Origin of the sequence: Alteromonas gilva (assembly GCF_028595265.1) — a bacterium.
Lineage (GTDB): Bacteria > Pseudomonadota > Gammaproteobacteria > Enterobacterales > Alteromonadaceae > Alteromonas > Alteromonas gilva.
Genome location: NZ_JAQQXP010000001.1, coordinates 1,904,597 through 1,930,270 on the forward strand (window position 1 = coordinate 1,904,597; position 25,674 = coordinate 1,930,270).

The 25,674-nt window shown below is 48.9% G+C and carries 25 protein-coding genes; 12 read left to right on the forward strand and 13 right to left on the reverse strand.

All coding sequences use genetic code 11. The features are described 5' to 3' along the window. Positions 1-113: 113 nt before the first annotated feature. Together add and OIK42_RS08405 are read right to left on the reverse strand one after the other, a co-directional pair. Positions 114-1,109, reverse strand: coding sequence for an adenosine deaminase (gene add, locus OIK42_RS08400; protein WP_273639701.1), 996 nt, complete (start codon positions 1,107-1,109; stop codon positions 114-116). 185 nt (positions 1,110-1,294) lie between these two features. Continuing rightward, positions 1,295-1,738, reverse strand: a complete 444-nt coding sequence (locus tag OIK42_RS08405) for a DUF3859 domain-containing protein (RefSeq protein ID WP_273639702.1) — start codon at positions 1,736-1,738, stop codon at positions 1,295-1,297. An 81-nt stretch (positions 1,739-1,819) separates the two neighbouring features. On the opposite strand from OIK42_RS08405, the gene OIK42_RS08410 reads away from it, so the two are divergent. From OIK42_RS08410 to OIK42_RS08420, 3 genes are all read left to right on the forward strand, one after another. Further along, entirely contained in the window at positions 1,820-2,872 is a 1,053-nt protein-coding gene (locus tag OIK42_RS08410) for a beta propeller repeat protein (protein WP_273639703.1), read from the forward strand. A 148-nt stretch (positions 2,873-3,020) separates the two neighbouring features. Next, on the forward strand, positions 3,021-4,310 hold the full coding sequence (locus tag OIK42_RS08415; protein WP_273639705.1) for a DUF445 domain-containing protein: 1,290 nt from the start codon (positions 3,021-3,023) through the stop codon (positions 4,308-4,310). 140 nt (positions 4,311-4,450) lie between these two features. After that, on the forward strand, positions 4,451-4,867 hold the full coding sequence (locus tag OIK42_RS08420; protein WP_273639706.1) for a 3-phosphoshikimate 1-carboxyvinyltransferase: 417 nt from the start codon (positions 4,451-4,453) through the stop codon (positions 4,865-4,867). Positions 4,868-4,901: 34 nt separating this feature from the next. Here OIK42_RS08420 and OIK42_RS08425 read toward each other — a convergent pair whose 3' ends face one another. Continuing rightward, the gene (locus OIK42_RS08425; RefSeq protein ID WP_273639707.1) at positions 4,902-5,738 is read right to left on the reverse strand and encodes a patatin-like phospholipase family protein; all 837 of its coding nucleotides are present in this window, start codon (positions 5,736-5,738) and stop codon (positions 4,902-4,904) included. A gap of 248 nt (positions 5,739-5,986) precedes the next feature. After that, a complete protein-coding gene (locus tag OIK42_RS08430; protein ID WP_273639708.1) occupies positions 5,987-6,340 on the reverse strand; it encodes a hypothetical protein in 354 nt (117 codons plus the stop codon). A gap of 237 nt (positions 6,341-6,577) precedes the next feature. Here OIK42_RS08430 and OIK42_RS08435 point away from each other — a divergent pair, with 237 nt between their 5' ends. Continuing rightward, positions 6,578-7,075, forward strand: coding sequence for a retropepsin-like aspartic protease (locus tag OIK42_RS08435; protein WP_273639709.1), 498 nt, complete (start codon positions 6,578-6,580; stop codon positions 7,073-7,075). Positions 7,076-7,151: 76 nt separating this feature from the next. On the opposite strand, the gene OIK42_RS08440 is transcribed toward OIK42_RS08435, so the two are convergent. Beyond that, positions 7,152-8,174 (reverse strand): alpha/beta fold hydrolase, encoded by a 1,023-nt coding sequence (locus OIK42_RS08440; RefSeq protein ID WP_273639710.1) that lies wholly within the window; start codon positions 8,172-8,174, stop codon positions 7,152-7,154. Between the two features lie 140 nt (positions 8,175-8,314). Further along, the gene (locus OIK42_RS08445; protein ID WP_273639711.1) at positions 8,315-9,790 is read right to left on the reverse strand and encodes an FAD-binding domain-containing protein; all 1,476 of its coding nucleotides are present in this window, start codon (positions 9,788-9,790) and stop codon (positions 8,315-8,317) included. Positions 9,791-10,116: 326 nt separating this feature from the next. Between OIK42_RS08445 and OIK42_RS08450 the strand changes: the two genes are divergently transcribed. The 4 genes from OIK42_RS08450 to OIK42_RS08465 all read left to right on the forward strand — a co-directional run bounded on the left by OIK42_RS08450 (position 10,117) and on the right by OIK42_RS08465 (position 14,792). Then, complete coding sequence (locus tag OIK42_RS08450) at positions 10,117-12,084, forward strand: adenine deaminase (RefSeq protein WP_273639712.1); 1,968 nt, start codon at positions 10,117-10,119, stop codon at positions 12,082-12,084. Between the two features lie 49 nt (positions 12,085-12,133). Next, positions 12,134-13,252 carry a HupE/UreJ family protein gene (locus OIK42_RS08455; protein ID WP_273639713.1) on the forward strand — a complete coding sequence of 373 codons (1,119 nt, stop codon included), beginning with the start codon at positions 12,134-12,136 and terminating at the stop codon, positions 13,250-13,252. Between the two features lie 89 nt (positions 13,253-13,341). Then, entirely contained in the window at positions 13,342-14,007 is a 666-nt protein-coding gene (locus OIK42_RS08460; protein ID WP_273639714.1) for a hypothetical protein, read from the forward strand. Beyond that, on the forward strand, positions 13,998-14,792 hold the full coding sequence (locus tag OIK42_RS08465; RefSeq protein ID WP_273639715.1) for a DUF3307 domain-containing protein: 795 nt from the start codon (positions 13,998-14,000) through the stop codon (positions 14,790-14,792). The genes OIK42_RS08460 and OIK42_RS08465 overlap by 10 nt, the downstream gene beginning before the upstream one ends. A gap of 26 nt (positions 14,793-14,818) precedes the next feature. On the opposite strand, the gene OIK42_RS08470 is transcribed toward OIK42_RS08465, so the two are convergent. The 4 genes from OIK42_RS08470 to OIK42_RS08485 form a co-directional block, all read right to left on the reverse strand. Further along, positions 14,819-15,529 carry a glutathione S-transferase family protein gene (locus OIK42_RS08470; RefSeq protein ID WP_273639716.1) on the reverse strand — a complete coding sequence of 237 codons (711 nt, stop codon included), beginning with the start codon at positions 15,527-15,529 and terminating at the stop codon, positions 14,819-14,821. Between the two features lie 127 nt (positions 15,530-15,656). Further along, positions 15,657-15,926: a TIGR03643 family protein gene (locus OIK42_RS08475; RefSeq protein WP_273639717.1), complete on the reverse strand. Its 270-nt coding sequence runs from the start codon at positions 15,924-15,926 to the stop codon at positions 15,657-15,659. Positions 15,927-16,086: 160 nt separating this feature from the next. Beyond that, complete coding sequence (locus OIK42_RS08480) at positions 16,087-17,325, reverse strand: methyl-accepting chemotaxis protein (RefSeq protein WP_273639718.1); 1,239 nt, start codon at positions 17,323-17,325, stop codon at positions 16,087-16,089. Positions 17,326-17,698: 373 nt separating this feature from the next. Next, positions 17,699-17,929 (reverse strand): DUF2789 domain-containing protein, encoded by a 231-nt coding sequence (locus tag OIK42_RS08485; protein WP_273639719.1) that lies wholly within the window; start codon positions 17,927-17,929, stop codon positions 17,699-17,701. Positions 17,930-18,100: 171 nt separating this feature from the next. On the opposite strand from OIK42_RS08485, the gene OIK42_RS08490 reads away from it, so the two are divergent. Next, positions 18,101-18,799, forward strand: coding sequence for a DsbA family protein (locus tag OIK42_RS08490; RefSeq protein WP_273639720.1), 699 nt, complete (start codon positions 18,101-18,103; stop codon positions 18,797-18,799). A gap of 146 nt (positions 18,800-18,945) precedes the next feature. Here OIK42_RS08490 and OIK42_RS08495 read toward each other — a convergent pair whose 3' ends face one another. The 3 genes from OIK42_RS08495 to OIK42_RS08505 all read right to left on the reverse strand — a co-directional run bounded on the left by OIK42_RS08495 (position 18,946) and on the right by OIK42_RS08505 (position 21,074). Beyond that, positions 18,946-19,572 carry a hypothetical protein gene (locus OIK42_RS08495; RefSeq protein WP_273639721.1) on the reverse strand — a complete coding sequence of 209 codons (627 nt, stop codon included), beginning with the start codon at positions 19,570-19,572 and terminating at the stop codon, positions 18,946-18,948. Between the two features lie 107 nt (positions 19,573-19,679). Then, positions 19,680-20,597 (reverse strand): PA2778 family cysteine peptidase, encoded by a 918-nt coding sequence (locus OIK42_RS08500; protein WP_273639722.1) that lies wholly within the window; start codon positions 20,595-20,597, stop codon positions 19,680-19,682. A 96-nt stretch (positions 20,598-20,693) separates the two neighbouring features. After that, a complete protein-coding gene (locus tag OIK42_RS08505; RefSeq protein ID WP_273639723.1) occupies positions 20,694-21,074 on the reverse strand; it encodes a PA2779 family protein in 381 nt (126 codons plus the stop codon). A gap of 427 nt (positions 21,075-21,501) precedes the next feature. On the opposite strand from OIK42_RS08505, the gene OIK42_RS08510 reads away from it, so the two are divergent. The 3 genes from OIK42_RS08510 to OIK42_RS08520 are packed head-to-tail and all read left to right on the forward strand — an operon-like array spanning position 21,502 to position 25,579. Next, positions 21,502-21,924: a hypothetical protein gene (locus tag OIK42_RS08510; RefSeq protein ID WP_273639724.1), complete on the forward strand. Its 423-nt coding sequence runs from the start codon at positions 21,502-21,504 to the stop codon at positions 21,922-21,924. Next, positions 21,924-23,993, forward strand: a complete 2,070-nt coding sequence (locus OIK42_RS08515) for an NADase-type glycan-binding domain-containing protein (protein ID WP_273639725.1) — start codon at positions 21,924-21,926, stop codon at positions 23,991-23,993. The genes OIK42_RS08510 and OIK42_RS08515 overlap by 1 nt, the downstream gene beginning before the upstream one ends. A gap of 38 nt (positions 23,994-24,031) precedes the next feature. Continuing rightward, on the forward strand, positions 24,032-25,579 hold the full coding sequence (locus tag OIK42_RS08520) for a UbiA family prenyltransferase (RefSeq protein WP_273641456.1): 1,548 nt from the start codon (positions 24,032-24,034) through the stop codon (positions 25,577-25,579). Positions 25,580-25,674 lie beyond the last annotated feature (95 nt).

Here is a 25,674-nt window from a genome sequence, read left to right on the forward strand (position 1 = left end):
TCATTTCACTGACCGCAGAAGAACGCAATTTTTGGCGAATAACCCTAATGGTATCGCTGGCTGAATGCCAGCGTTATTCTTTAAAAATAATTGTTCTTTCGCTGCAGCAGGCCTTATTGATAAGCGGCAAGTTTATCCAGGTAGACTTGTTTTTCGTCGTCGGGTAACCAGGTCACTTTAAACGCATTCTCCATCAGCGTTTTAAGCTCTGCACGGCTAAAGTTGCCCTCTTGCTGCAGTGCCATCAGGTTTTCATTCATGTAGGCTCTGAAATAAGCAGGGTCATCCGAATTAATGGTGGCCAGTAAACCTTTGTCGAGCATCTGGCGTATTTCGTTGGCGGTCAGGGACTGCACCACAAACTGATTGGAAACCGGGCAAATGGTGAGACCTAAATTATGTGATTTTATGAGTTCACACAGGGCCGCTGACTCTAATGCATTGACCCCATGATCAATACGGTCAACGCCAATAATTTCGATAACCTGGCGAATGTTTTCCAGCGTATTTTTTTGATTTACGTCGCAGTGCATTGTGAGTTTCAGGCCCCATTCCCGCGCCAGTTTAAAGACTTCACGAAACTTAACCGGTGGGTTGTTGTGTTCGTCTGAGTCAAGGCCCACGCCAACCAGCCAACCTAAGTAAGGCTTGGCCATATGTAAGTGCTCCATGGCCGACTCGGCTGACATATCGCGCAAAAAACACATGATCAGTTGACTCTTAATGCCCAGTTCCTGTTCGGCAGCGGTCTGCGCTTTACGAATACCGGTAATCACCGTATCAAATGCAATGCCGCGGCTGGTGTGGCCCTGCGGGTCAAAAAATATTTCTGTGTAAACCACATTTTGTGCGGCTGCTTTGGCGAGGTAATCCCAGGTGAGTTGATAAAAATCCTGTTCATCAATTAATACGCTCATTCCGGCGTAATAAATCTTTAAAAACGATGGCAGATCATGAAAATCGTAGGCTGCAATCAGCGCTTCAGGTGTGTCATAGGGTAAATCAATGTTATTTTTCTTGGCTAAAGCAAAACTTAATTCAGGCTCTAATGTGCCCTCTATATGCACATGTAACTCGGCTTTTGGCATACCTTCGATAAATGCTTGCATACGCACTCCGTATTATTATCAGGCTGGAAATTATGATACTGCGGACAGTGCTGCAAGTATTATTCCCTCAGGCGCGTAAACTTAAGCAATTGTAATAAATAGAGTAAGTGAATTAATCGGAATCTGTCATGAGTCAATTTGGTGCAGGGCTGCTCAACTAGAGGGCTGGCGTGCTATGCCATGGTTCAGCGTCTTAGTTTTGGTTTACCCCGCTGCCAGAACTGAGCACCGTCATAGGGTAAATCATCTTCGACGATAAAGGTTTTGTCGGCAATAATGGCGCCGTTTAGTTCCAGTGTCATGCGCCAGTCGCCAACTTTGTTGTCGAGCGGCTCCCACAGTGTATCGCCGAGGTAAAAATCCCAGTTATTTGAGCGGATATATTCTTCGCCGTCAAAGGGGGGCATGGGGTTACCTTCTTCATCGGGAATATCAGGATGGTAAATACAGTAGCGAACCTGCTGGTTTTTGGCGCGCTTTATATTCACAATAAAGCCAAATTCGATATCCAGCTCCAAAGGAATATAATTGGTAAACGTTTTTATTTTGGGCAGTGCTTTATCGTCTGCGTCCCACTTGGTGTGGATACCATAAGTCACAATTTCAATAATGGGTTTGGGTTTGGCCATAAAGGTTCGCTATCTGACTCGTTTTATTTGTATGATAATTGTGGATTTTAACAAAAATAGACAAGGAATTGTGTAGCAAATATGAAAAAGCTTATTATCAGTGCGCTGTTAAGCTGGTCGTTGGCAGGTTGGTATGCCACGGCTGCTAACCGCGTAGCCTTTGACGCAGAGGCTGTATTGCCATCTACCGAACAACCCGTTGATGTGTCGTTTCAGGCCGTTACCTGGCGCCATGACACCCTGATCGCGTCGGGCATGGGGGGCGGTATTTTTGCCTCGTCTGATAATGGTATCAGCTGGCGACAATTGCCGGCGCCCCCTGACAGCGACACATTGCAGTTTCGCGACAATCAGTTACTCAATAATGATCGCTTAGTGCTGATGTCGGCAGGAGAAGGCGTAAGTTCCGGGGTATTTATCAGCGACGATTTTGGTCTGAGCTGGCGTCGGGTAGCCACCGGCAATAGTGAAACAACGTTTTATGATTGTTTTTATATGCTCGATGAGCAACAAGGCTGGCTGTATGGCGATGCCGACGAACAAGGCCTGTTTGTATTGCATACCGGTGATGGGGCGCTGAGTTGGCAACGGATGGCGTTGCCACTTGCGGCGCAGCCCGGTGAAGGCGGGTTTGCCTCAAGCGGCACCTGTTTAAATTCGCTAAGCGCAGAGCCTGGCGTAATCATAGGCACCGGAAACGGCGCAAACTCAAGGTTAATCGTTAACCGACAAGGGCAGTGGCGGGCTATTGAGAGCCCTATTTCTGGCGGAGAAGCGGGTGGCATTTTCTCGGTGCAAAGTACCCCAGACACCATCTATGTGAGTGGCGGCAGCTTAAAACACGCCGAACACCCCGCGCAGATGTGGCGATATGCGGTGTCGCAACAACGCTGGCATGCCTTACCGCAATTGCCGATGAAGGGTGCTGTGTATGGTTCTGCGCTGCTTTCTACCGCTTCCGGGCTGAGCATTTGGGTGAGTAATCCGCAAGGGGTATGGTATTTGCCCGCAGAGGCTAACAGCTGGCAACAGGTGAGTCGGTCAAACATTTGGAGTCTGGCCTGTAAAGACCGGGTGGGCTGCGTTGGAGTGGGCAAAAATGGCACTATTGAACGTTACCTGCCAAAGGCGTAGCAGAGTACGTAAAAAGTGCTCAGCAGGGGCCAACTCGCCTCGGGCAAACCCGGAGTCAGCGCAGACTGAGCAACCATCACAGTTGCGGGGCTTGCTAATTGAGAGTTTGCCTATACATCGTTAGTTGCAGTAAAACTCAGGACGCTCTATGGACAAAGCACTACAGCTAAGGCGAGCAAAACGACACGCATTACTTTGGTTGCTGGGCGCTGCGCTGCTGTTTGTGGCGCTGAGTGTTTATCAGTCCTTACAGCCAGAGGCGGCCACTGTAACCTGGGTACCGTTACTCAAAATGATGGCTGAAGCCGCGCTGATAGGCGGACTCGCCGATTGGTTTGCCGTGTCTGCACTGTTCAGGCCGATACCGGCGTTTAAGCCTATCCCGCACACCAATATTGTCGCGCGTAACCAGTCTGCGATAGCGCAAAACCTGGCGCAGTTTGTGAAGGATAAGTTTTTTCATGCTGCGGCGATTGAAGTGCTGGTCAGCAAAAGTGAACCGGCAAAAGCCACCGGACACTGGCTTGCACAGCGCCATAATGCCAAACGCCTGGCCCGTTATGTGAGCGATTCGTTGGCCGGCTTTTTACATATACTGGATGATACGCCGATTCAAACTGCACTGAGACGTGCGGTAAATCGCGGCCTGCGCAAGTTGCCGTTGGCCAGTATTGTAGCCGGTATATTACGGATACTGACCAAAAATGGTCGTCATCAACAGATTGTAAATAAATTAGTTGATAAGCTCGCGACCGCGCTGCAGAGCGAGGAAAGTCAGGCACTTATAGCTCAAAAACTGACTCTGTGGCTTAAAACCGAGCATAGCCGTCTGGAAAAGTTACTGCCAAGTAGCTGGCTCAGCGCTCAAGGGGCCGAAATTGCGGTCAGTGCGATGTCGCACACGTTGCAGGATATCAACCAGGATCCCCAGCATCCCATTCGCCATGCCCTTGATGAACACATCAATCAGTTCATTGATAATCTTGAGTCCGATACACGGCTGCAACAGCAGCTTGAAGGTTTCCGCGATCGGTTGTTGGAGAGTCCGGCACTGCACGATTACCTGCAACGTGTCTGGCAGGATATTCATCAATGGTTATCCAGTGATCTGTCGAAAACAGACGGTCAGGTTGCAGCGCGATTAACGCAGTTTTTTGTCGACTGTGGCGAACGTCTCAATCAGGATGCCGCCTTGCAGCAGGCGGTAAATCACCACTTTGGTGTAGCGGCGCGTTATATAGCACCGGAACTGGCCGGGTTTCTGACCGACCATATTCGTCGCACAATTGAGGGTTGGGATGCTAAGGAAATGTCGGCGCAAATCGAACTTAACATCGGTAAGGATCTGCAAAAAGTGCGTATTAATGGCACCATTGTTGGTGGTCTGATTGGCGGGGCGCTGTTTGGCATCGGGCACGTAATCACCCTGGTATTCTAACGCTCAGTCCTTTGCGTAGGTGTTTTTATGCGGCGGCGCGTTTGGATGCCGTTGTAATGAAGGTGAATGTGATTTTTATTGCGCTGCCATCGTTGGTTTGCTAATAACGTTTAATAGTGTTGAAACAGTAAGGAAGTGTTTTGCAGGATAAAAATATTCAGGTTAAGGACGAAGCTGCGATCAAACATTTACTCAGTCGCATGCCGGCAAGTGTGGCAAACAGCTTTACCGATCGACAACTGATGCATTTAAAAGTGGCATTAGGTGCCAGACAATGGGGCAAACACAAAGTCGACTTCAGAGGCACGTTTCCGGTGCCATTTATGCGCAGTCGCATTTATTATGTTTTTCTTATGGGCCGTAACTTTCGTGAGCTTTCCCGCAGGGAACAAGTTGTGTCTGCATTTAGCCTGGCCGTGTTTATGACCTTGTTTATTACCTTTTCGGTGTTAATGGGCATCCTGGTGTTGTATTTGATAAAGTCGGCCTTAGGCATCAACATATTTAAAGACTTTTCGTTTGGTATTTGGGACTGGTTTAAAGCGTTATGGCAGTAGCCCATCAACGACGACCAAAGTAGGCGTTGTTGGGTCAGGCTACGTCACGCATTTTTGCTAAAAACTCCTGCGCCGCCTGGCGACCCATCCTATAGCCTTTAATTAACTTACCTTTATGCATAGTGAGCCGCTTTACCGGAAAATCCGCCGGCGGCACAATTACCCTGATGCGGCAGTCCGCCGGGGGATGCGCAATAAAGCGCAGTGTCTGGTTATACACCTCACTTCGATGATGGATAGTGTTGATGAGTTCAGGATGATCGGTAAACATTTTGTCGGTAATCCAGGGCGCTTTTTCGGTGGTTTTCTGGTATCCCCAGGGCTGCGATAATACAACCGTAATATCCCGGGCGCCTTGCTCGTAGGCATACCTGACCGGAATCGCATCGGCTACACCACCATCAACATAAAAGTGAGATTCCAACTGCGGCGGGGTGCGATACACCACCGGTAGTGCACAGGTGGCTTCCATCAGCTCATCAAGATTCTCTTTACTCGCCCGGTGGTATTCTGCTTTGCCGGTGTACATATTGGTCACCACAACGATCAGTGGAATGTGCTTTAACAGCGTACCGGGCGGCAGTGGGTAGCGCTGGCACGATTCAGACCACAACCATTTTACATCGGTCATATGGCCTTTCATCATAAAACGCACCGGGTTAAAAAAATCCCGCTGCGTGGCCATGCGAATAATAATGCGCCGGTTGCGCTCAGCATTGCCGCTGACATAACCGGCGGCATTGGTGGCACCGGCTGAAACACCCACCACAAAATCAAAGGGGTAATAGTGTTGTTGCTGAAAGGTGTCGAGCACGCCGGCGGCAAATATACCGCGCATGGCGCCGCCTTCGATAACAAGTGCGCGCTGCATTATAACGCTCCTTATGAGATGGCTGGTGGTGTATTTATGCCTTGCTGATTTACTGTATCGCAAGCCCGCGTCCGGGTGAAATCATTTAACTTAATTGCGCCACATAAATTGGGCTGAGTATACCTGTTGTACAACCCATAGCGGCAGACTGAAGAGCAAAGGGGGCTTTAGACGCATTTAAAAAGCAGGTGAAGCGCCGCCACTTTCAGATTGGCTGCGCTTCATCTGCCGGAGAATGTCCTGCGGGATTAGTGACGCTTGAATGGCGGACGTCCGCTGAAATCTGTTTGCGGTGAGTCATTGGTGATTTCGAATTGGGCTACATCGACCACGCCGACACATTCGGTAGTGCGTTTGTAGGGCGGCTTGCCGCGCATAACCACGGTTTTTACGTTTTCGCAGTTTTCTGTGCTAACCGTTTCAAACTGCGCAACATCAACACTTTTAACTTCCGTAAAACGGCGTTTAAAGGGGGGTTTACCGCTGCGCTCCACAACCGTCACTGTGTTGTTCTGAGCGCCCGAAACTGGTGCATATGTAGCGTTCACCTGCATTGTAATGAGGCAGGATAAGGCAGCGCCAAATAATAATTTTAGTTTCATAAAAAGTAACAGCCTGTGGTGATAGCTAAAATCTATAACAATTATCAATGATGGATGTTTTCCTGATGAGAGGCGCTTAAATTGTTTAATTTTGGTGCGGCCTGGCACGGGTTTGGTGCGTAAGTTGCGGTAAGCAAAAAGAGACGCTTTACAAATCAAGCGCTTGTGAAGTGGCGCTTAATTTGCTGCCTTCGTTATATCGGTGTCTGTGGGCATCTTATTGCGGAGAAAGCAAACATGCGTAACTTCCTGGTCCGGTATGTACTGAGCGCCTTCATATTAACGATGACGGCGGCACAGGCGTCGGCGTTGTCGTTTGCCCTGAGCACCAGCGAAGGCGGCACGCTGTATTTAGGAGACAGTGCACAAGCGCAGTCGTTATTTTTAATTGATACCGGCTCGTCAATGACCATACTGACCCAGGCTACGTTTGAGCAGATAAAACGTCAGCAAGAGGTTACTGAGGCTGGGCTGGTGATAGCCAAATTAGCCAACGGGCGCAAACAAACCGTGCAGTTGTACAACGTGCCGGTCCTCACACTCACCGATGAATGTCAGTTTAACAATGTGAGTGTTGCGGTAATGAACAAAAAACACAATATTTTAGGCATGGAAGTACTAAGCCGTGCAGCCCCCATCAGCATCGCGTTGGCACCAGCAACCCTAACGCTTAACCAGTGCGACAATTCGCATACTGCCATGAATGAGTCTACCGTACGTACTGATGCACGCTAATGCTGTTATCCGTGCAGACGGTGTGTAATTGTTAAAAAAGCAAGCTAACTGCTTGTCATTTTTTAGTGTGCAGAAACTAATCCTCAGGTATCTGGCTCAGACAGTCGCTGTCCTTATAATCACAGAGTATGCCCAGGGTGGCTATTTCATTGTTGGCTACCTGCCTGCCAAGCAAGTCAGACACAAAGGTGCTCAAAATATCCAGGCTAAAGAACGCAACCATTTCAAGGTGAATTAAGTCATCGAAAAGCGTTACATTAATGTGGCGATTCTGCACAGCATTAAACGCCTTCGGATTGGTAATTTTATCTGTGTTCGATGCATACACGAAGGTGGGTGAGGTGTTCTGGTTAAGGTGATTTAATAAATCTGTGTCGGTTAAGCTTACGCCAGATTTGTCATAAACAATTTGTATCGCATTATCAAGAGTCTCTGGTGAGATGAAGGCAGTGTAAAACTTATCTTTATAGCTCATGTTATACAGCGCTTTTGTTGAATAAGCGAAGTCTGTCATGGGCGCAAATAAATAGAGCCGGGCATTGTCAGTGTGTTGGGCAACGGCTTGCGCTGCCAGTGCGCCCATGGAAAACCCAACCAGATGCACAGCTTTGGGCTGCAGGCGCTGTATTTCTGCTAAAAGCGGCGCAGTAAAATCAAGACCAAACTGAAATGACTCTGAGGATTCAGGGCTGGGCACCACAATAACTTCAGCCCCTGTTATATTTTTTAACCATTGCTGATGTACATAAAATATTTCGGCGGGTTGATGATAACCGGGAAAAATGACGATTAATTCGTTTGTGAGTGGCGTCGCACGGGTGCCTTTTTCCGTATCGTTTACAAATCGCCAAATCTTTCGTTTTCTTTCGATTTGAAGATTCATTTCCAAGCTGACGCGCTTATACTTATTGTAATTGTCTGGTAAGTTTAATGTTGTGATGCAGTACTGCTTGGTATCACAGACTTGCCTTTTAACAACATCAGTATCTTCACTATTAAACGGCGATCCTTGAGCACGAGTAATTTCATGGGCAATAAATGAGGCGCAACCACTCAGGCTTAATAATACACAACCAATAATAAATCCTTTTAAATGCATAATCTGCTTCCTGTAGATTAGTTTTACATTAACCTATCATATAAAAAATATTCGTACATCATCGGTGTGCAGGCATAGCGTAAGTGTATTTTTGGCAGAGTGGGTGGTTGCTATGAACAGGCAAGGGATAACTTTTTTTACTAACGCTGTGGGTTAGAGTGACGTTTTACAATACGTTTGGCGTGGTGTTTAACCTCGTCACGTTCACGCCATTTCCATAGTAACTCGCGGTGCTTGTCGATATCTGCCTCAGGAATAATAACCGGGCAATGATACGGCGCCGGTACGGGCGTTTCCATGCTCATTTGGGCAATGGGTGGCATTTGCCAGGGGGCAAACAGATCTTCATTGGCTAAATGGGCAATTTCCGGCACCCAGCGGCGAATAAACTCACCCTGTGGGTCGTTGTCCTGCGCCTGTTTTACCGGATTATAAATCCGCAGCGTATTAGTGCCTGTAACCCCGGCCTGCATTTGAAACTGCGGGTAATGAATACCCGGCTCAAAATCTAAAAACTGGCGGGCCAGATGCTGCACGCCACGACGCCAGTCAATGAGCAGATAATGACTTAAAAAGCTCACCAGCATCGCCCGCATACGAAAATTCAGGTAGCCGGTTTGCGCAACTGAGCGCATACAGGCATCGACCATGGGCACGCCGGTGTTACCGGTTTGCCACGCCTCCAGCAACTGCTCACTGGCAGCATCCTCGCGATACGGAAAGGCCGCGTAGCCAGAATTAATGTGGCGAAACTGCTGCTCACATTCGCTTTCAAATTTTTGAATAAAGTGGCAATGCCAGTGCAATCGCGACACAAATGCGCGCAGCGAAGCGGGCAGTTTACGCCCGGGGGTGACAATGGCCTGATATACCTGGCGGATGCTTAAATTGCCCCACGCCAGGTAAGCCGACAACCTTGAACAACTGTTAATGCTGTTAAGCGGGCTGGAAATGTGGCGGTGATACTGGGCATGTCGCGCTGCAATAAAACTCTGGAGCGTGTCCTGCGCGCGCCTTTCACCACCGGTTTGCATAGCCTTATCGGGACGATGAAGTGCCTCGGATAGCGCCTTGGGCAAGCGCATCACCAGCGAACGATCGGTGAGCCAATGCATTGTTTGCAGCGCCGGAGTTTGTTGTGGTGCACGCATTGCTTCGTGCCAGTGAGTGAGCCACTGGTGTCGCTCCTTCAGTGCACGGACAACCCCGCCATAAGCAAACTCCCGCCAGGTAATTCCCAGCTCGCGAAAGAGTTTGACCAGCTGTTGATCGCGCTGGTAAGTGCAGTGCAGGCCGGTTTCGGCATAGCTGACAACGGTGATCTGCGCAAACTGACCCGCGAGGCGTTTAAAGAAGCTCGCGGCGGACTCGTAGCTGACGTGCATGGCAGCGCCAACGGTTTTCAGTTGTTGCTCTAAGTCTAACAGGCTTTGCCACACAAAACGCCAGTGTCGCTCGCTGTAGTGATCATCGGCCATAATGTCTGGTTCAAATAAATACAGCGGCAATACCGGCGCAGACTGGCTGGCGGCGTATTGTAATGGCGCATGATCCTGCAAGCGCAGATCGCGCTTAAACCATACTACAGTGATTGCCGGGAACGAGTGTTGGGTCACGGTGCTGTGGTGTAAGTGAACAATGGCCGCTTATACGCGATAAAAGGGCGGAAAGATTGCTCACTAGCACAGAGATTGCGCTTTACGCCCTGTACCGAGGCGGGGCAGTGGGGTGTTTGTGTGCCTCTGTGCGGTGCAGCATGCCAGTGCTGAACATGTGGCGAGCCCACCCAAATAACCCGCAACCTGCCGCGGGACGTGATTTGCAGTTACCAGACCAGTTGGTCAGGTAACTGGCATTGCAATTGCACTATTAACAATAAGATTAATCGTCTCTGTCGGGGCACGCCTATGGGTGCCCGCTTAATTCTGCCTGGGGTACTGCTATGTTGTTGCGTCATTATACTCGTTTGTTTAGCCATTGTTGTTGGGGGGTGGCACTGACTACCTTGATAATGGGCTGTGAACCCAATACGACTACCCCACACAACAGCCAGCCAGTGGCGGCACAAGATGACAAAGCGGTAGCGAAAGTTCACCAGTTTAAGGATGAAGTCACTACCCGGCAGACGCTCACGCAGGTAGCGCTGGGCAGACAAGAAGCCGACTTAATGATTCAGAATGTGACCTTACTGAATGTATTTACCCAGGAATGGCTGCCCGAGCAGGATATTGTGATTGCCGCGTCGCGGATTGCCTGGGTGGGCGATGCCGGTACCTGGCCGGGCGTGGCCAAACAGCAGTATGATGCCGAGGGCTTGTGGGCGGTGCCAGGCTTTGGCGAGTCGCATAAGCATATTGAGAGTTCCTATCTTACGCCGGAGTACGAAGCGGCGCTGGTGATCCCCCACGGCAATACCTGGACAGTAGAAGGCTCCCACGAAATTTCTAACGTGGTGGGTAACCGCAATGCCGAGTTCTGGCTTGAGGCAGAGCGCCGCGGCAGTACCTTAAAAATCTTTCCTGCCATTGGCTCGGCTACACCCCCAACCGTATACGAGTCGGGCGGTGGCTACTATGGCTATAAAGAAATGAGCGATTTTTTAAACGCTGATCCGCGGGTGGTAGCACTCGGTGAAGTGATGGACTGGTCGGCAGTGATTAATAGCGATAACGGCGGCCATCAGCGCATTTGGGAAATGATAGAAGCCACCTACGATCACCGCGGTGTAGTGGAAGGCCATGGCATGAACCTTACATCACAAACCGATATCAGCGCGTTTGCGGCCGCGGGGCTGTCCTCTGATCATGAGGTCAGACTGGCCGACGAGGGCATCGAAAAGTTACGTCGTGGTGTATTTTTAGAAATTAAACAAGCCGGTATGGACTCGCTGTTTCCTAAACTACTGGAAATGGGGCTCAAGGACTGGAGCAATATCTCGGTGACCACCGACGATCGTGATGTGTTTGCAACCCTGCAACTGGGCTCAATGGATTACAATATCCGCAGTGCCATTGAACTGGGCGTACCGCTTGAAATAGCCTATCAACTTGGCAGTTACAACACCGCCCGGCATTTTAATATTGACCATTTGGTGGGAGCGATTGCGCCCGGACGCTATGGCGATGTGGTATTGCTCAGCGACCCTCAAACCGTGGAGATAGCGCGGGTTTATGCCAACGGGCAATTAGCGTCTGTTAACGGCGAATACCAATTGGACATACCACAAATTGATTATCCTGAATGGGCAACTGACACCATGAATGTCGGGCGCGAGCTTATTGCCGCTGACTTTGTGATTGAGGCGCCGCCAGGGCGCGATACGGTAAATGCGGCGATTCTTGAGCCGTTTTGGTTTAAAGCGGATTTTATCACCCGCGAGCTGCCGGTATCTGAACAAGGCACCGTGGAGGCCAACCCGGCCGAAAATCTCATCAAAGTGGCGGTGGTTGACCGTTATCATGGTACGGCTGCCGTGTCTAAAATGCTCTGGCAAAATGTTGGCCCCAAAACACCGGGCTCGGCCCTGGCCAGTTCACAGTCTCACGATTTACATAACATCTGGACTATGGGTAACGATGATTATGCTATGGCGCTGGCGGCAAACACCGTTGCCGCTATGGGCGGTGGCTGGGCGCTGGTGAATAACGGTAAAGTAGTGGCAACGGTTAAACTGGATGTGGGCGGCTTAATGACCGCCCGGCCGGTTAATGAGGTTGCCGCCGAAATGGAAGCGTTGCATCACGAAGCCGATAAAATGGAGTGGATAAACGCTACCGGGCTGCCTGAACGCATGCGCTTTGCATTTTTAACTGCAGCGCCGTGGAAATGGCAATTAGTGGCTCCTTATGAGGGCAACCCGGATGGCTTTGTTGACGTCACAACAGGCAATACTCACGCCATAATCTGGTAGGGTAAGCGCCGGTATGAAAAGGTGTATTTTGCCGGCGTGGCGCTGTCTTGTGGACAGGTTCACGGTGCTGATGGCGCTGTGCCTGTTAGCGGTGCCCGTGCAGGCGCATTTACTTAATATGACCCGCGTTGCCGTGACGATTGATGAGCAGGGTATAGTCAGTGCCAGCGTTGATGTTGATTTAACCAAAGAGGCCGGTGGTGGTGAGGCCTACTATGCCTTCAGTCAAATACCAGCGACACTTACGGACGCCAGGTTTGCGTCGTTAGTTAACCGTCTTGAGGCGGCCAGTGTGTTTATGCTGGGTGAGCGAAGGGTGCCTGTGCAGGTCACCCAGGTGGCACTGCCCGACGCACCAAAAGCAGATTTTACGTCGGGGTTGGCCTGGCCGATGACGCGTTTTACCCTGCATGGTCAACTGCCGGACAATTTTACCGCGCAGGCATTACACGTGATGTTTGCTGACAGCTTTAAATTTGAAGAGCCGGTGGCAGTGACGATTACATATACTGCCACTCAGACCAGCCTGAGCCGCTGGCTGGTTCGTAACCAATTTTCTCCGTCTTTTACGTTTAACCGCTCAGCCCCGACGCCGTCGGTGAATGGCGAGTCGGTTGCCATGTGGTTAAGCTATATGAAGCAGGGCATTCTGCACATCGTGCCAAAAGGCTGGGATCATGCGCTCTTTGTGCTCGGATTGTTGTTGGGCGTGACATCGTTGCGTCAGCTCATACTGCTGATTACCGGGTTTACTCTGGCTCATACGCTCACCCTGGCACTGGCCACCTATGGCGCCGTGGTGGTCAGTGCCCATGTCATCGAGCCGCTGATTGCCTTATCCATTGTGTGGATTGGGGCTGAGAACGTATGGGTTAAACCCAAACTGCCCTGGCGGTTTATTGTTGTGGTTGGGTTTGGTCTTTTACACGGGCTCGGATTTGCCGAAGCGCTACGGGCATTGGGAATTCCCAGTTCTGATTATATTGGCGCGTTGGTCAGTTTTAATGTGGGAGTGGAACTGGCGCAACTTGGCCTCATTGGTGTGGTATGGGTGGTTGTGCGGCGTTGGCGTTACCAGCCGTACTGGTTTTCGCGCATGGTTAAACCTGGCTCTCTGTTTATCGCTGGTCTGGCGCTATACTGGTTTATACAACGCACACTTTTCTAATTGTTACCAAATTAAATCACTTTTACGATTGTGATTAAATGTGGTAACATTTGGCCCGATTAGTCGATACTCAACGAAACGAGGCAGTCATGGTAAGCACCACTTATGCCCCACCCGGTACCTTAATGGCGGTGATCACGGGCGACATAGTCGGCTCGCAGAGGCTGCCTGTGGCGCAGTTTCATGACGTTATGCAGCGCTTACAGCAGCGGCTTGAGGCATTGCAGGCCGATTTTCAATTTGATTTTGATATCTATCGTGGTGACAGTTTTCAACTGGCGCTCAGGCAGCCGTGTGACGCGGCATTGCTGGTTAGTGTTATTCAGCTTGGTTTAGCCGCCGGCATGCCCGCCGTGAAAGTGCGCCAGTGTATTGGGCTGGGCAAATCGCAGCCGCTTGCCAGGGGCGTTAAAGTTGCCACCGGTGAAGCGTTTACGCTATCGGGACGAGGGCTGGATACCCTCAAAAACGGCGGAATACTGGTGCAAACAAGCTGCGCAGCAATGCAATATCATTTGGCTTTGGTGACCAAATATTTTGCCAGTCATTTGGCCAGGCTCACCACCACCCAGTCTGAGGTGGTACTGGCGTATTTGTTAGCGCAAGATAAATCCCATGAAGGATTGGCGGCGCAGCTAAACAAAACCCGCAGCAATGTAACGCGTATTCTCAATACCAGTCAGTACCATCTGATAACCGGCTATCTGAAGTATTTTGCCGAACTGGTCGAAAAGGAATGGTCACCATGTCGATAGTTAACCTGTTAACGTTGTTGCTGGCGGTACATATTATTGCCGATTTTTACTTACAGCCCGGTCGCTGGATCAGCCAGCGCAACAACCTGCACTTTAGCGCGCCATGTTTATACTGGCACGGTGCAATACATGGCCTGCTGGCGTTACTGGTATTGTTTGTTGCAGCCCCATCTGCGCCCATCATGATAGTGGCTTACGCTGTGTTTATGGGTGCCTCGCACATCGTTATTGATGGGATTAAGTCGTTTGCCAAACCCGCATTGTGGGCTTTTACCGCCGATCAGTTGGCGCACGTTGCGGTTATCCTGTTTGTAACGTACCTGGCCAGTAATATGACCTATGCACAGTTAACCGGCTATATCAGCAAAGCGTTCACGTACCAAAGCCTTATTATTATGAGCGGCTTTTTAGTGATCCTGCGCCCGGTCTCCGTTGTGGTGAAACTGCTCCTTAAACCCTGGAGCGACGCGGTGTATAAAGAGCGTGATTTAGCCGACGCGCCAACTGATAGCGCCAGCGACTCGCCCGATCTGGCGTCAGCCGGGCAGCGCATTGGTTATCTTGAACGCACGCTTATCCTGATTTTTATATTGCTTAATCAATTTGCTGCCATTGGTTTTTTGCTGGCCGCCAAGTCGGTATTCCGGTTCGGTGATTTGCGTCAAAGTGAAGATAAGAAACTCACCGAATACGTGATGCTTGGCACACTCACCAGCTTTGCTATTACCATCGTCATTGGCTTACTGATCAGCAGCATTGCCACCCAGCTGCCTGTGGGCAAATAGCAAGCCGGTAACCGCCGGCAGTAATGCTACGGAGTTCTACCAAAATACCGGGTCTGAATATTCTGGCAGTAATCAATAAGGTTGGGGTAACTGCGGGCCACATCTGTCAGGGCGTTTGTTAAATCAACCAGGATAACGGCCGCTAAAAACGCATACACGGTGGCATCGAGAGAGCAGGGGCGCTCACCAAAGCAAAACGGTTTGTCACCGATAAGGACCGACAGCGCGCCGAGCGTGTCATTGGCGAGTGTCTGCCTTTCATCGTCGCTATGGCGGCTGATCCCCTGGCTGTATGTTTGTTTAATAACGCTTTTTCGCGCCAAATATGGCACCAGTAGTTTAAGAGGCAAGGGTAACGGCGCGAACAGCGCGTGTTTAACTTGTGGCCAGGTGTCGTCGACGACCCAGCGCGAATACACAATGCACCAGTAAAACTGCTCTTCAAGGGCCTTACTGATTAAGCATGCAGTTGCCTGCTGTTCGGCGCTCAGGTGATCATCAAAGCGAGGAGCGCGGTGCTCTTTAAGATAACGCAAAATAAATGTCGAATCTGCGATAAGGCTCTGCCCGTCCTGAATATACGGCAGCTTTTTTTTGGGCGCTTTGCCGAGGTTGTGTATATTGCCGTTATAGCGATATTCGATATCTGCCATGCGTAGCCAGGTGGCTACCTTTAATACAAACGGGCTGGGATCGTATAATCCCAGAGCCGGACCAAATCCGTATAGCGTTATCATTACCTGGCTCCCTGTTATCACATCATAGCGTGATGTTTACTGTATCAGTAAATCACAAGTGCCGGGTAAATGTAACTGACTAAAGTATGCTGGCCCGGGGATTTAGCGGCATACCAGCAGGGTGTGCTCAGCGCTGTTTGTACTGGGTTGGGCAATACCCGCGGTTAATGTCCGGTGAGCGCAATTTAAGGTGTTTAGTGGTTCGCCCCTGCGTGCGCTTGCGCCATAATTTAAAGCTGCCGGGTTTGAGGTTACTGCGCATTAATTTAATGACCGCCGCCTGATCAAGCCCGTACAGGTGTTCGATAGCTTCAAAGGGCGTGCGGTCTTCCCATGCCATTTCGATAATGCGTGAGATATCGGTTGCGGTAAATGACGTGTTGTCGGTTGTTGTCATGCCAATGTATATGGTTTGTTGTGTAAGGTGTTTTACGCAGAAATAACCAAAACGGTTTGCACAACATCTATCTTAACCGGCTGTCTCTGCCGCTACATTGTCGCAGCCCGTCTTAACCGGATTGCAGAACCACTGTGCCCGGGCTGTTGCAGGCGGTTAATTAGCGCACCACAAACTGACTGAGGCCTTTACGGGTAGAGCTGGCCAGCGATTGAGCGTGATCCGCTTGCGCCACGCCCGATGCCATTGCGTGTTGAATGGTGTCACTGAGATCGGTAATCTGACCGGCGATTTCAACGGCTCTGGCTTGCTGAGACTCAAGCACATTGACCGAGTCTAAAATTAACTGAAAAGCATGAATGTTGTGCTTAAAGTCTTCCATCATTTGCTGAAAGGTAGACGATGTATCACCGATACTTTGCTGCATTTGTGACGACGCGTCGATAAGGCGTGTTGACTCCTGCTGCGTTTCCCCCACCAGGGTTTCCATTTCGTTTAAAAAGCTGCTGATTTGCTGAGTAGCATCTGCCACCTTCGCTGATAAACTTCTGACTTCATCGGCTACAACGGCAAAGCCTCTGCCAGCCTCGCCGGCGCGGGCCGCTTCGATGGCGGCGTTAAGCGCCAACAAGTTGGTTTGGTCGGCAAAACCTTCGACCATTTTTAATATATTACGCACATTATCGGCGTTATTTTGCAGGCCCTGTACCGTGGCCGAAAACTGATTGAGTAATTCGGTAATCTTGTTGATCTGCTGTTTGGCGGCTACCAGCGTGTGGTTTGCTGATTCTGCATTATTTTGATTTTGTGCGTTGGTGGTACTGACCTGTTCCGACGCTGACACAATATCGTGAATACTCACGCTGACCTGTTGCGACGACGAGCTAATGTCATCGCTGAGGTGTTTTTGTGTGGCGGCTTGTTCATCAACACTTTTTACTAGTGAGGTGACCTGTTTATTGGCGTCACTGGCCTGTTCGGCGTGTTGGTATACCTGTTCAATTAAACCACTTAAATTGTGCGCGAATTTATTGTAAGCACGAGACAGTTCGCTGAATTCATCGTGGGTAAAAGCCGGCAGTCGGGTGGATAGGTCGCCCTGCGTGTGATTGATGTCGTTTAAGGTATCGAGTAGCGCTTTTACCGGTTTTACAATTAAGTGGTGCAAATAAAACACCGTAAAAGCAAAACTCAGCGTGCTGAGTACAAATAACACCAGCAGGGTTGTTTGCATTGGTGCCTGTGCGTCTTGCGGGGTGTTTAACAGCGCATAAAACAAATAAAAATTAGCCAGCTGGAATAAAAATAAAAAAGTGATGTTGCCAACGATTTTACGAGTCAGGGTGTAAAAAAACGTTTTTTCAATTGCGTCGTAGCTGCGTAAGAACCATTGCATCATAGGAAATATCTTCGCCTGTCAGGTCATTGTTAAATGGGCTAAAAGTTGCGCTGTTAATTGTGCTGTTAATTTAACAACCGGGCCTGATGAAAAAATTCACGGCACAAATCAACAGACCCGGATACTTTAGTATAACCGGATGGTGAAATACACCATTTGTGCGAGATCATGATTATGAGGGATTCACTGAGGCAGCGATTTAGCAAAACTCTGAGGATGGATAGCGGGTTTAGGGCAGTTGGCACAGCTTACTATTTACTATGGCCTGATTGTTAAATCGTGGCCAAACCCCCGGGTTTGACCACGTTAGCGATGTAATTTCAGCCGATAGTTTCAGCCGATAAAAATCAGGCTGGGCGCTTACAGGGCGGTACTAATGCAAACGCGTGTTCAGCTCGTCGATGACCTCAGCCCATTCTGCATCGTCGACCAACGACTGGCGTAAAAATTCGGCCTGGGAGCGGTTCCAAAAGGGCGCCTCGTGAATTGGCAGCGCCGACTTCAGGCCGCGGTGTGTGGTAATAAATTGCTCAATATCAGCTTCACCTGCCGGCAAGCCTAACTGCACAAACAGGTCTTTTAGCTCAGGTTGTTGTGTAAACATCATCCTCTCCTGTTGTTGGTAAGTACTTTACAACTATTATTACGCGCTGAATTCATGTTTAGACCAGTTGATCTTAAAAACGCACTGGGCGCTACATTAAAAGAACAGTCAAACTTAGCCGTGGTTAATGATAAAGTTACCCGCAATAGACTTTTATTTAAGAGGTAATACATGAATAGTCGCCTGTTAGTCATCGCCGGCATCGCCATTTTACTTGCCATAGGCGGTGCGTTTTATTTGTTTGCTAAGCCAACCACTGTGACAGCGGCAGCTGCGCCTGCGAGCGCCTCGGCGTCACCGGCGGCAGAGTCAGCAGCGCCATCAACTGAATCTACTCAGGCCGGAATACCGGATATGACACTGGGTAACCCCATGTCGACAGTAAAGGTTGTCGAATACGCGTCGTTTACCTGCCCGCATTGTGCATCGTTTCATAACAACCAATTTAAGCAGCTCAAAGCAAATTACATTGATACCGGTAAAATTAGTTTTACCTTTCGCGAAGTATATTTTGACAAGTTTGGGTTGCTCGCCTCAATGATTGGCCGGTGTGAAGGCTCAAAGGCCTTTTATTTTGATTATTCTGAAAAGGTATTTGCCCGGCAGCGCGAGTGGATAGCCAGTCGCGATGGCGATAAAATTGTGAATGAACTGGCGACAATGGGCAAAGCAGCCGGTCTCACTGACGATCAGTTAGGCGCCTGCATGAACGACAACGCCAAAGCCGAGGCGCTGGTTCAGTGGTACAAACACAACGCCGAGCAAGACAACATTCGTTCTACCCCCAGCTTTGTGATTAACGGTGAGTTGCATACCAATATGCCCTATGAGGACTTTGCTGAGTTGCTGGATGACAAACTCGGTTTATAGGTTGCGCCCTACCTGAGCTAAAATACGGGTAAATATTTGGCGTGGCTGTACGACTTGTTTTGTCTACGGCCACGGCCGATGCATCGTCATTTTGCAATAACCCAAAGGTTGTTGTGTACGTGGTGCGCCCGGAACAGTTAACCGCTTTATGCCAGTTTGAGCTCGCCATTAAATAGCGCCGCGTTATACCCTGATGCCAATGCCCCGACTATCGACTTAGGCGTAAGTACTTCAACAGTGACAGCAGATATTGGCTTTTCAGATACTCGATATCCCTCAAATGACCACTCATATATAGCGTTGTCTAATATCAGGTAACAGGTTTTATCATCTATAAAAATAGTGCCGGATGGCAGGCTATTGAGCTGTTGCTGGTATGTGACTTTGGTACCCCGATAGTTTCTGTCCTTATGGATAATTTTATCCATATCACCGGCTTTATTGCTGTCGCCGACTAATGCCTGATTGGCGGTAAACCAAGCTGATTTAAACGCCTTAAATGCCTCTGGTCTACATGAATTGCAAGGTCTGTGGCCTGCTGATAATGCCGTGTATTCATCAAGAAAGAACAGTTCTGTGTATTTATTGCCAGTCATTAACTTACGCTTAATCCCCTTGTGTTGGAGAACGCAACTTACCCAGTTTGGGTGAGCATGTTTCTTAACAACTTGCTGGTGGTCATTGTGCAGAATGCCGCGGTTACCCATTAGTTGACCGCGCGAGTTATCGGCAACAATTTCACCGGTTGGCATGACTCTGTTTTGTAATGGCATACTGTAATTTCTCCTTCCCTGTTGGCACCAAAATCGAGAGGTCAGCCTATTATAAATAGTTAACTTCAAACAAGCGTTAATTGTAAGAAATACAGTGTTATACGGGCCTACTTATCGGCGTGAGGTGGCGGGCCGTTGCATTGGCCCGGAGCGTTTGATGCCTGGTCCGCGGCGCTTAAAGCATCAGTAAATTGGCTGTGGGTGGCGAGTAGCCTGTCATCGTCAGGAAACCTTTGCAGAGCGAATTGCAGTACCTTTTGTGCCTGTGCGGCACAGCCTGATTGCTGTAGGGCGATAGCAAAATTGTTTAAATACGCGCTGTGATATTGTCCAACATGATAGCCTTTTTTAAACCATGCGATAGCGTCGCCGGGGTTATCTGCTAAAAAATGATTGGCAATTAAAAAGTAGGCGAGCCATTCGTTGGGCCAGCGCTGTATGGCTGTTTGCAGAAAGTTCAGGGCCTGCGTTGTTTGACCGAGCTTAAGCATGTCGAAGGCTGCGCTGGTATACACAAAATACTTCATTGTTGAGCTGGTATGTTGAGGCGGAACCGGCGCTAAAAACCAGTAATCGCCGCGTCGCCAGGTTTTTTCGAATAACTCAAAACTCATTCGGTGATTAGGGGTTACGCCGGTATGGAGTTCTATTTCTCTGCGCTCTAAATCAAAACCAATAACCACCGCATAATGCCACTGTGGAAACAACGCAATCGATAAATTCTGAAAAACTATCACTGGTATGTCGTCACTGACCAGCTGGATAATTTGCTGTAAGTTGCCGTTGTCAGTGTAGGGTAGCAAATCGAACTGGCGTGTGGCGCTGACCATTTCTACTTTGAGGCTGCCTTCGTACTCAGGGATAAAAAGTTTTGGGGCTATTTGGTTTGGCGAAACCGGCTCACCGTAAAACGAAAAGACTTCCGCGAGCGTCGTTGGGCCGCAATAAAATGCCTGCTGAGGATAAAACGGTACATCTTTAATGACATGCGCCCTGGATGGTATCAGGGCGGTGTCAATCTGCATTTTATGGGGCTGAGGGGAGTTCTGACAAGCGGTTAACAAAAACAAACCCGCCGCGAAGCAGGTTTGTTTTATGTAGTCCTGTTTAAACAATCTCACCTAGCTATTGATAGGTCTTATAAAAGGATAAACGTCGGTAACACCAACCAGGTCCAATATGGCGATGATAGCCAGCACAGTTAATACGGCACCCACAACACCGCCAGCTTCACCTTCTTTTATTTCAGTATTCAGGGCAATGATTTCGTCGTCTGTTAAGGCATCGATTCTGGCCATTGCATCGGCATGGCTAACGCCAAGTTTGACTAATTGTTGCTTTACGTCGTCTTTGCTTACGGCATTTAATAATTCCTGCTTATTAAACGAAACCGACTGCTGCCTCATGACTTGTTCGGAGGTAATGGTATTAGCATGAGTGCCGCCAGCAATAAAAACCAGCATCACCACAAAGCCTGAGAATGTCTTTCTTATAAATTTCATAGAATGGTCCTTTCTCACAAGTTTGATTGTCCCTTTAGAAGCTACATCAAAAACACCAAAACATCTAATTAATCGGCAATTTAACTGAAATACCCCTTTTCGTATGACTGCCCTCAACACCATGACGGGGCGCGAAACGCCACAGCCATTGTTGCGTGGCTGAAGTGAATTACGCCGTGTGCGGTTTTATATAAAACCTATCGCTAGGCAGCGAGGTTAACCGCTGTGAAACAGCAGCGAACGCTTAATACGACTCGCGGCGCAGACTGTGAGTACACCTTACAATAAAAGGTGTTTTTTAGTTAATCACATGATCCCTATGTGAAAATTAACACCTGCCGGTGGTATTTCACGGCCTGATACTTTATTATTTTGCCGCTTTTGACGTTCAAAAGCTGCCACAGTAATTATATGGAATGTATGAAGTATGGCCCGTCAATGTAAATACGCCGCAGTTATCATCGCAAGTTTATTGTTACTTTCAGCATGCTTTGGCCCCACCGGCAAGGTGCGGATTAAAACCGATATCGACAATGCCCAATTGTTGATTGATGGTGAGGTGACATCCTCTATCGGCAAAGATTTTATTGAGATTGAAGTCTCAGCCGAACAGCATTTGTTTGAAGTAAAAGCCCTCAGTGAAGATGAAGAATGGCGCTATTACGGCAGCGAAGAGCTGTTGATCCCCGAAGATGCCACGCTGGAAAAGCAAATCTACACTCAATCCAAAGCTACCGAAAAACGCCTGCGCCGCTTGGCGCTTGAAGCGAAGCAACGCGAAGCGGATAACCTTGCCGAAAAAGTGAAAAGGGAATTTTTACGCAGGCAGGCTCAAGAGGAGGGCCAGTAATGAAATCAATTATTGTTGCGATAAGTTTGCTGCTGTTTTCATCATCGCTATGGGCTGATAGCAGTATTGCCATTAAACGGGTAAGTGCCTCATCGGTGTACCCGGCAGACAGCGCATCCTATGAGCCAGAAAATGCCATTGATAACAAAAACAGCACGGCGTGGTTTCCCAAACGCACCAGTGCGGCCAATAAAGGCGAGTGGCTGAAGCTTGAATTTGCTGAACCAAGCCTGGTGTCGGGCATAAAAATTACCAATGGCTGGGTACGGTCGCAAGGCGTCTGGAGCTATAACAGCCGGGTAAAAACAGCGACAATCACCTTGTCGTCGGGCGTAACAGAGTACATCTCGTTAGACGATACAATGACGCCTCAGACATTATCTCTGCCGGTGTCAGAGGCCACCTGGCTAACGCTGACCATTGATGAAATTTATCCTGGTGACAGATGGAATCAGGAGTCTGGCCTTACTCAGGTTGATGTGCTTGGCACTACCAAAGAAGCCATGCGAATAGAGGCGTTGCGCAAAGAAAAAGAAGCCGAGCAGGCCAGAATTGCGCAGCTTTCTGCCAGCAAAAAAGCGCAGCAAATAGCCGATTACCTTTCCCGGTTGCAAAGCTCGCTCCAACAAAAAAGCACTGAGCTGGACTACGCTGACTTTTTAGCAGAGGCTTCTGATGCGTATAAGAGTGAAGTGTATCCTGAAGCGAAAGAACTCATTAGCCAACAGGTGACAAACACTATACAGACGCAACTGAATACTTATTCTGCCGCTAACGATAGCAAACAACTTATGCGTGTTTTCAAGCAGTCTCGCGACACAGTATTTGAGAAACCGAATCAGGATTTGCTTAGTAAGGCGTTTACCACCGCGGCTAAAATCGATTTGGCGCAGGCTAAAAAAGAACAGTCCAGCGCCCAACTGATGGCGATATTTGCCGACTATGGCGCCTATTATAAAGAGAACCCTTTTTATAATCTTGTTGACAGCGCCTTAGAAATTGACGAAGCCCGCATAGCGCAAAACGCTGGTGAAGGAGCAGATGTTTCGCTGCTTGATAAGTATGATAATCAGCCGCTTAAGTCGTATCAAAAAGAGAATTATCAAAAGCTGCTTGGCCAATTGATTAAACAAAAACTGGCACTGGCAAAAGATAGCGACGAACTCGCCACTGCGCTGGATGCTTTTAGCCAGTATGATCTGAATATGGCGAACAAAAAGCAGGTTAACGAAAGCATACTTGCGGTGTCTGGCATACAGTACCGTGAAACGTTCCGTGAAGGCAAAATTGGCGAGCGGTACGTGCCCGCAATTTCGCGTTCTGAAAGCTATAATGAAACCCGTTATATCAACGGCGTTGCCATTAATGAAACCAAGTTTAATGATTACACAACGGGCGGATACGACGAGAGCCGCTATGGTTTTACTGCCGTTTACCAATTTTTTAATGTGTCTGAGAAAACCTACCTGGTAGATGTGGAGATCAGTGCCACAATCAGCAATACCGAATATAAAAAGCAGTCAAGCTGGTCGGGACCGGATCAGAATGTTGAGGTTAAAAAGAGTAACCTGCTGGTTAAGAAAATTACTTACGTGTTAAAAGCCGGTAGCGAGATTAAAGATCAAATCATTGTGGGTGAGAAAAAACCCAGTGATTTTCTGGTTTCAGTAGTCAATATTACGCCGATTGATCGTGACTGGTTCGACCAACTCTCCACCGCAATGGAAGGCAGTGATCTGGGGGTTATTTCGCAATTTTTCTTTGATGAAAAGGCAAAGTACTGGAAGCCTGATCTGGCGACCAATTTTGCTCGTCAGGCATACATGAATCTGGACACAACATTCAGCACCGGTGATAAGTTTGATCGTGATTTTAAATCACCGGTACAACTGACGCTGACTAACAGTAATGCGATGGCGCTTAAGCTCACCTATACCACAAACTTTTCAGACGGTTCGCGCACGGTTGTGATTGACGGCAACAGCGAGTTAACTGAGCGTCTTATGGCTTTTGGTCGTGCCGAAGACGATCTTGAAGTAACGATTGAAATGCTCGAGCCATGGCAATAGCGGCACGCTTATGATGAGCGTGTAGTGGTTTGCCAGTGATGCATAATATTGGTTGTATACTGCGCAAAATTGAACGCACGCCGATAGGCCTGGTGGCCGGAACCATTACGTTTCTGGCCATTATCTTTATTCGTAATCAGCTAGAATTGCTGCTCGAAGCCGATCATAACATCACCATTAGTCTGAGCACCGCCACGGTGCTGGCCGATCATGTTCATGTGATTATGGCCTGGAGCTATATTTATCTGATGTCGGTCATTGTACTGGCCACCGCCGGTGGCTGTCGCTGGGCCGGCGCTACCCGTGTGTCGCTGTGCGGTTTTACCCTGATATGGGTACCACCTCTGCTGGATGGCGCTTTTGGTCTCAGTGGCGCGATTATTTACCAGTACCGGTTTGATAGCTTTTTAAGTAGTTTTAGCAGTCTTTTTCTTCCCTGGGTTGAAGTGGGCTATGTAACCCCGGGTGTGCGCGTGGAAGTGTTTCTGGTAATGCTTGCCACGTTAGCCTACGTTGGGTTGTGCAGTGTCCGTCGTTATGCGTGGTGGCGTGCAGTGCTGAGCGCGTTTTTAGTGTATTGCGCGATCTTCTCGATGGGTTACCTACCGGCGCTGGTACGTTTGCTCAGTGGTAACAGTCACTTTGAGTTATTGCAGCAATCAGTGTTAGGGGTAACGGCAACCACAGCGCCTGTTTTGTGGTACTTACCGGTATTACTGCCGCTCGCTATTGTTTTTATGAAAAACACTCAGCCACGGCTGTGGAAGGTGTTCACAAGCTGCCTGCGCACAGAGCGAATGCTGATCTACCTGCTGTTTGCTTTAGCCGGCGTGCTGCAAGGCGCCGACAGGGCCTTAATTGGTAGTGACTGGCTCAACCTTTACGACATTACCTTTGTTGCGCTGGCCCTGCTATGCGTCGCAATGGCGTTTATTGCCATGACCGCGCTTAATGATATTTGCGACGCTAACATTGACGCGCTGAGTAATCCTTCGCGCCCGCTGACCGGTGATAAGACACTGCTGTCAGAGTATTGGTTTGTGTTGGCCTTTGGCGTGTTACTGAGTATCGGGATGTCGTTTACTTTCGGGGTCAGTCAGCCGGTTTTACTGGTGGGGATGTTGAGTTTGGGGGGCCTGTATTCGTTGCCACCGCTTAGGTTGCGATCATATTTATTACTGGCTCCCCTAACACTCACCCTGATTGCGCTGGTGTGTTACCAGTTTGGCATGGCGCTTATATGGAATAACAGCACGCCAGAGCAGCTTAATCTCCCGCAATTAGGCGGTCTGGCGTTATTATTTTTTATTGCTGTTCAGTTTAAAGATATAAAGGACGAAGCCGGTGACAGGGCACATGGCGTGCAAACCATTGCCACCTGCTTAGGTGCCCGCCGTGCTTATTGGGTATTAGGGACGTTATTGTTGGTTGCCTTTGCCGGGCTTATTGTTACTGGTGAGCTGAAATGGTCAGCAGCTAACGTTCTGGCCGGGTTGGTGTTTGTGCTGGCATTCGTCATTTTTAAAAAGAGCGAATGGGTAATCTGTTCGCTGGTGGGCTGTTTGGCTTTGTTGTTGTTAAATTAAACCAGCTGATGAGTCTTTTTACGGCGCTTTCTTCTTTACCGGGCCTCGCTTTGATTAGTTCTTTCTGCCTGAGTTTTGCCATAACGCAATATATT

Excerpts from the sequence above, each read along its gene's own strand:
- add (WP_273639701.1), bottom strand. The coding sequence starts at position 1,109 with ATGCAAGCATTTATCGAAGGTATGCCAAAAGCCGAGTTACATGTGCAT.
- OIK42_RS08405 (WP_273639702.1), bottom strand. The coding sequence starts at position 1,738 with ATGGCCAAACCCAAACCCATTATTGAAATTGTGACTTATGGTATCCAC.
- OIK42_RS08410 (WP_273639703.1), top strand. The coding sequence starts at position 1,820 with ATGAAAAAGCTTATTATCAGTGCGCTGTTAAGCTGGTCGTTGGCAGGT.
- OIK42_RS08415 (WP_273639705.1), top strand. The coding sequence starts at position 3,021 with ATGGACAAAGCACTACAGCTAAGGCGAGCAAAACGACACGCATTACTT.
- OIK42_RS08425 (WP_273639707.1), bottom strand. The coding sequence starts at position 5,738 with ATGCAGCGCGCACTTGTTATCGAAGGCGGCGCCATGCGCGGTATATTT.
- OIK42_RS08430 (WP_273639708.1), bottom strand. The coding sequence starts at position 6,340 with ATGAAACTAAAATTATTATTTGGCGCTGCCTTATCCTGCCTCATTACA.
- OIK42_RS08435 (WP_273639709.1), top strand. The coding sequence starts at position 6,578 with ATGCGTAACTTCCTGGTCCGGTATGTACTGAGCGCCTTCATATTAACG.
- OIK42_RS08440 (WP_273639710.1), bottom strand. The coding sequence starts at position 8,174 with ATGCATTTAAAAGGATTTATTATTGGTTGTGTATTATTAAGCCTGAGT.
- OIK42_RS08450 (WP_273639712.1), top strand. The coding sequence starts at position 10,117 with ATGTTGTTGCGTCATTATACTCGTTTGTTTAGCCATTGTTGTTGGGGG.
- OIK42_RS08460 (WP_273639714.1), top strand. The coding sequence starts at position 13,342 with ATGGTAAGCACCACTTATGCCCCACCCGGTACCTTAATGGCGGTGATC.
- OIK42_RS08465 (WP_273639715.1), top strand. The coding sequence starts at position 13,998 with ATGTCGATAGTTAACCTGTTAACGTTGTTGCTGGCGGTACATATTATT.
- OIK42_RS08470 (WP_273639716.1), bottom strand. The coding sequence starts at position 15,529 with ATGATAACGCTATACGGATTTGGTCCGGCTCTGGGATTATACGATCCC.
- OIK42_RS08475 (WP_273639717.1), bottom strand. The coding sequence starts at position 15,926 with ATGACAACAACCGACAACACGTCATTTACCGCAACCGATATCTCACGC.
- OIK42_RS08480 (WP_273639718.1), bottom strand. The coding sequence starts at position 17,325 with ATGATGCAATGGTTCTTACGCAGCTACGACGCAATTGAAAAAACGTTT.
- OIK42_RS08485 (WP_273639719.1), bottom strand. The coding sequence starts at position 17,929 with ATGTTTACACAACAACCTGAGCTAAAAGACCTGTTTGTGCAGTTAGGC.
- OIK42_RS08490 (WP_273639720.1), top strand. The coding sequence starts at position 18,101 with ATGAATAGTCGCCTGTTAGTCATCGCCGGCATCGCCATTTTACTTGCC.
- OIK42_RS08495 (WP_273639721.1), bottom strand. The coding sequence starts at position 19,572 with ATGCCATTACAAAACAGAGTCATGCCAACCGGTGAAATTGTTGCCGAT.
- OIK42_RS08500 (WP_273639722.1), bottom strand. The coding sequence starts at position 20,597 with ATGCAGATTGACACCGCCCTGATACCATCCAGGGCGCATGTCATTAAA.
- OIK42_RS08505 (WP_273639723.1), bottom strand. The coding sequence starts at position 21,074 with ATGAAATTTATAAGAAAGACATTCTCAGGCTTTGTGGTGATGCTGGTT.
- OIK42_RS08510 (WP_273639724.1), top strand. The coding sequence starts at position 21,502 with ATGGCCCGTCAATGTAAATACGCCGCAGTTATCATCGCAAGTTTATTG.
- OIK42_RS08515 (WP_273639725.1), top strand. The coding sequence starts at position 21,924 with ATGAAATCAATTATTGTTGCGATAAGTTTGCTGCTGTTTTCATCATCG.
- OIK42_RS08520 (WP_273641456.1), top strand. The coding sequence starts at position 24,032 with ATGCATAATATTGGTTGTATACTGCGCAAAATTGAACGCACGCCGATA.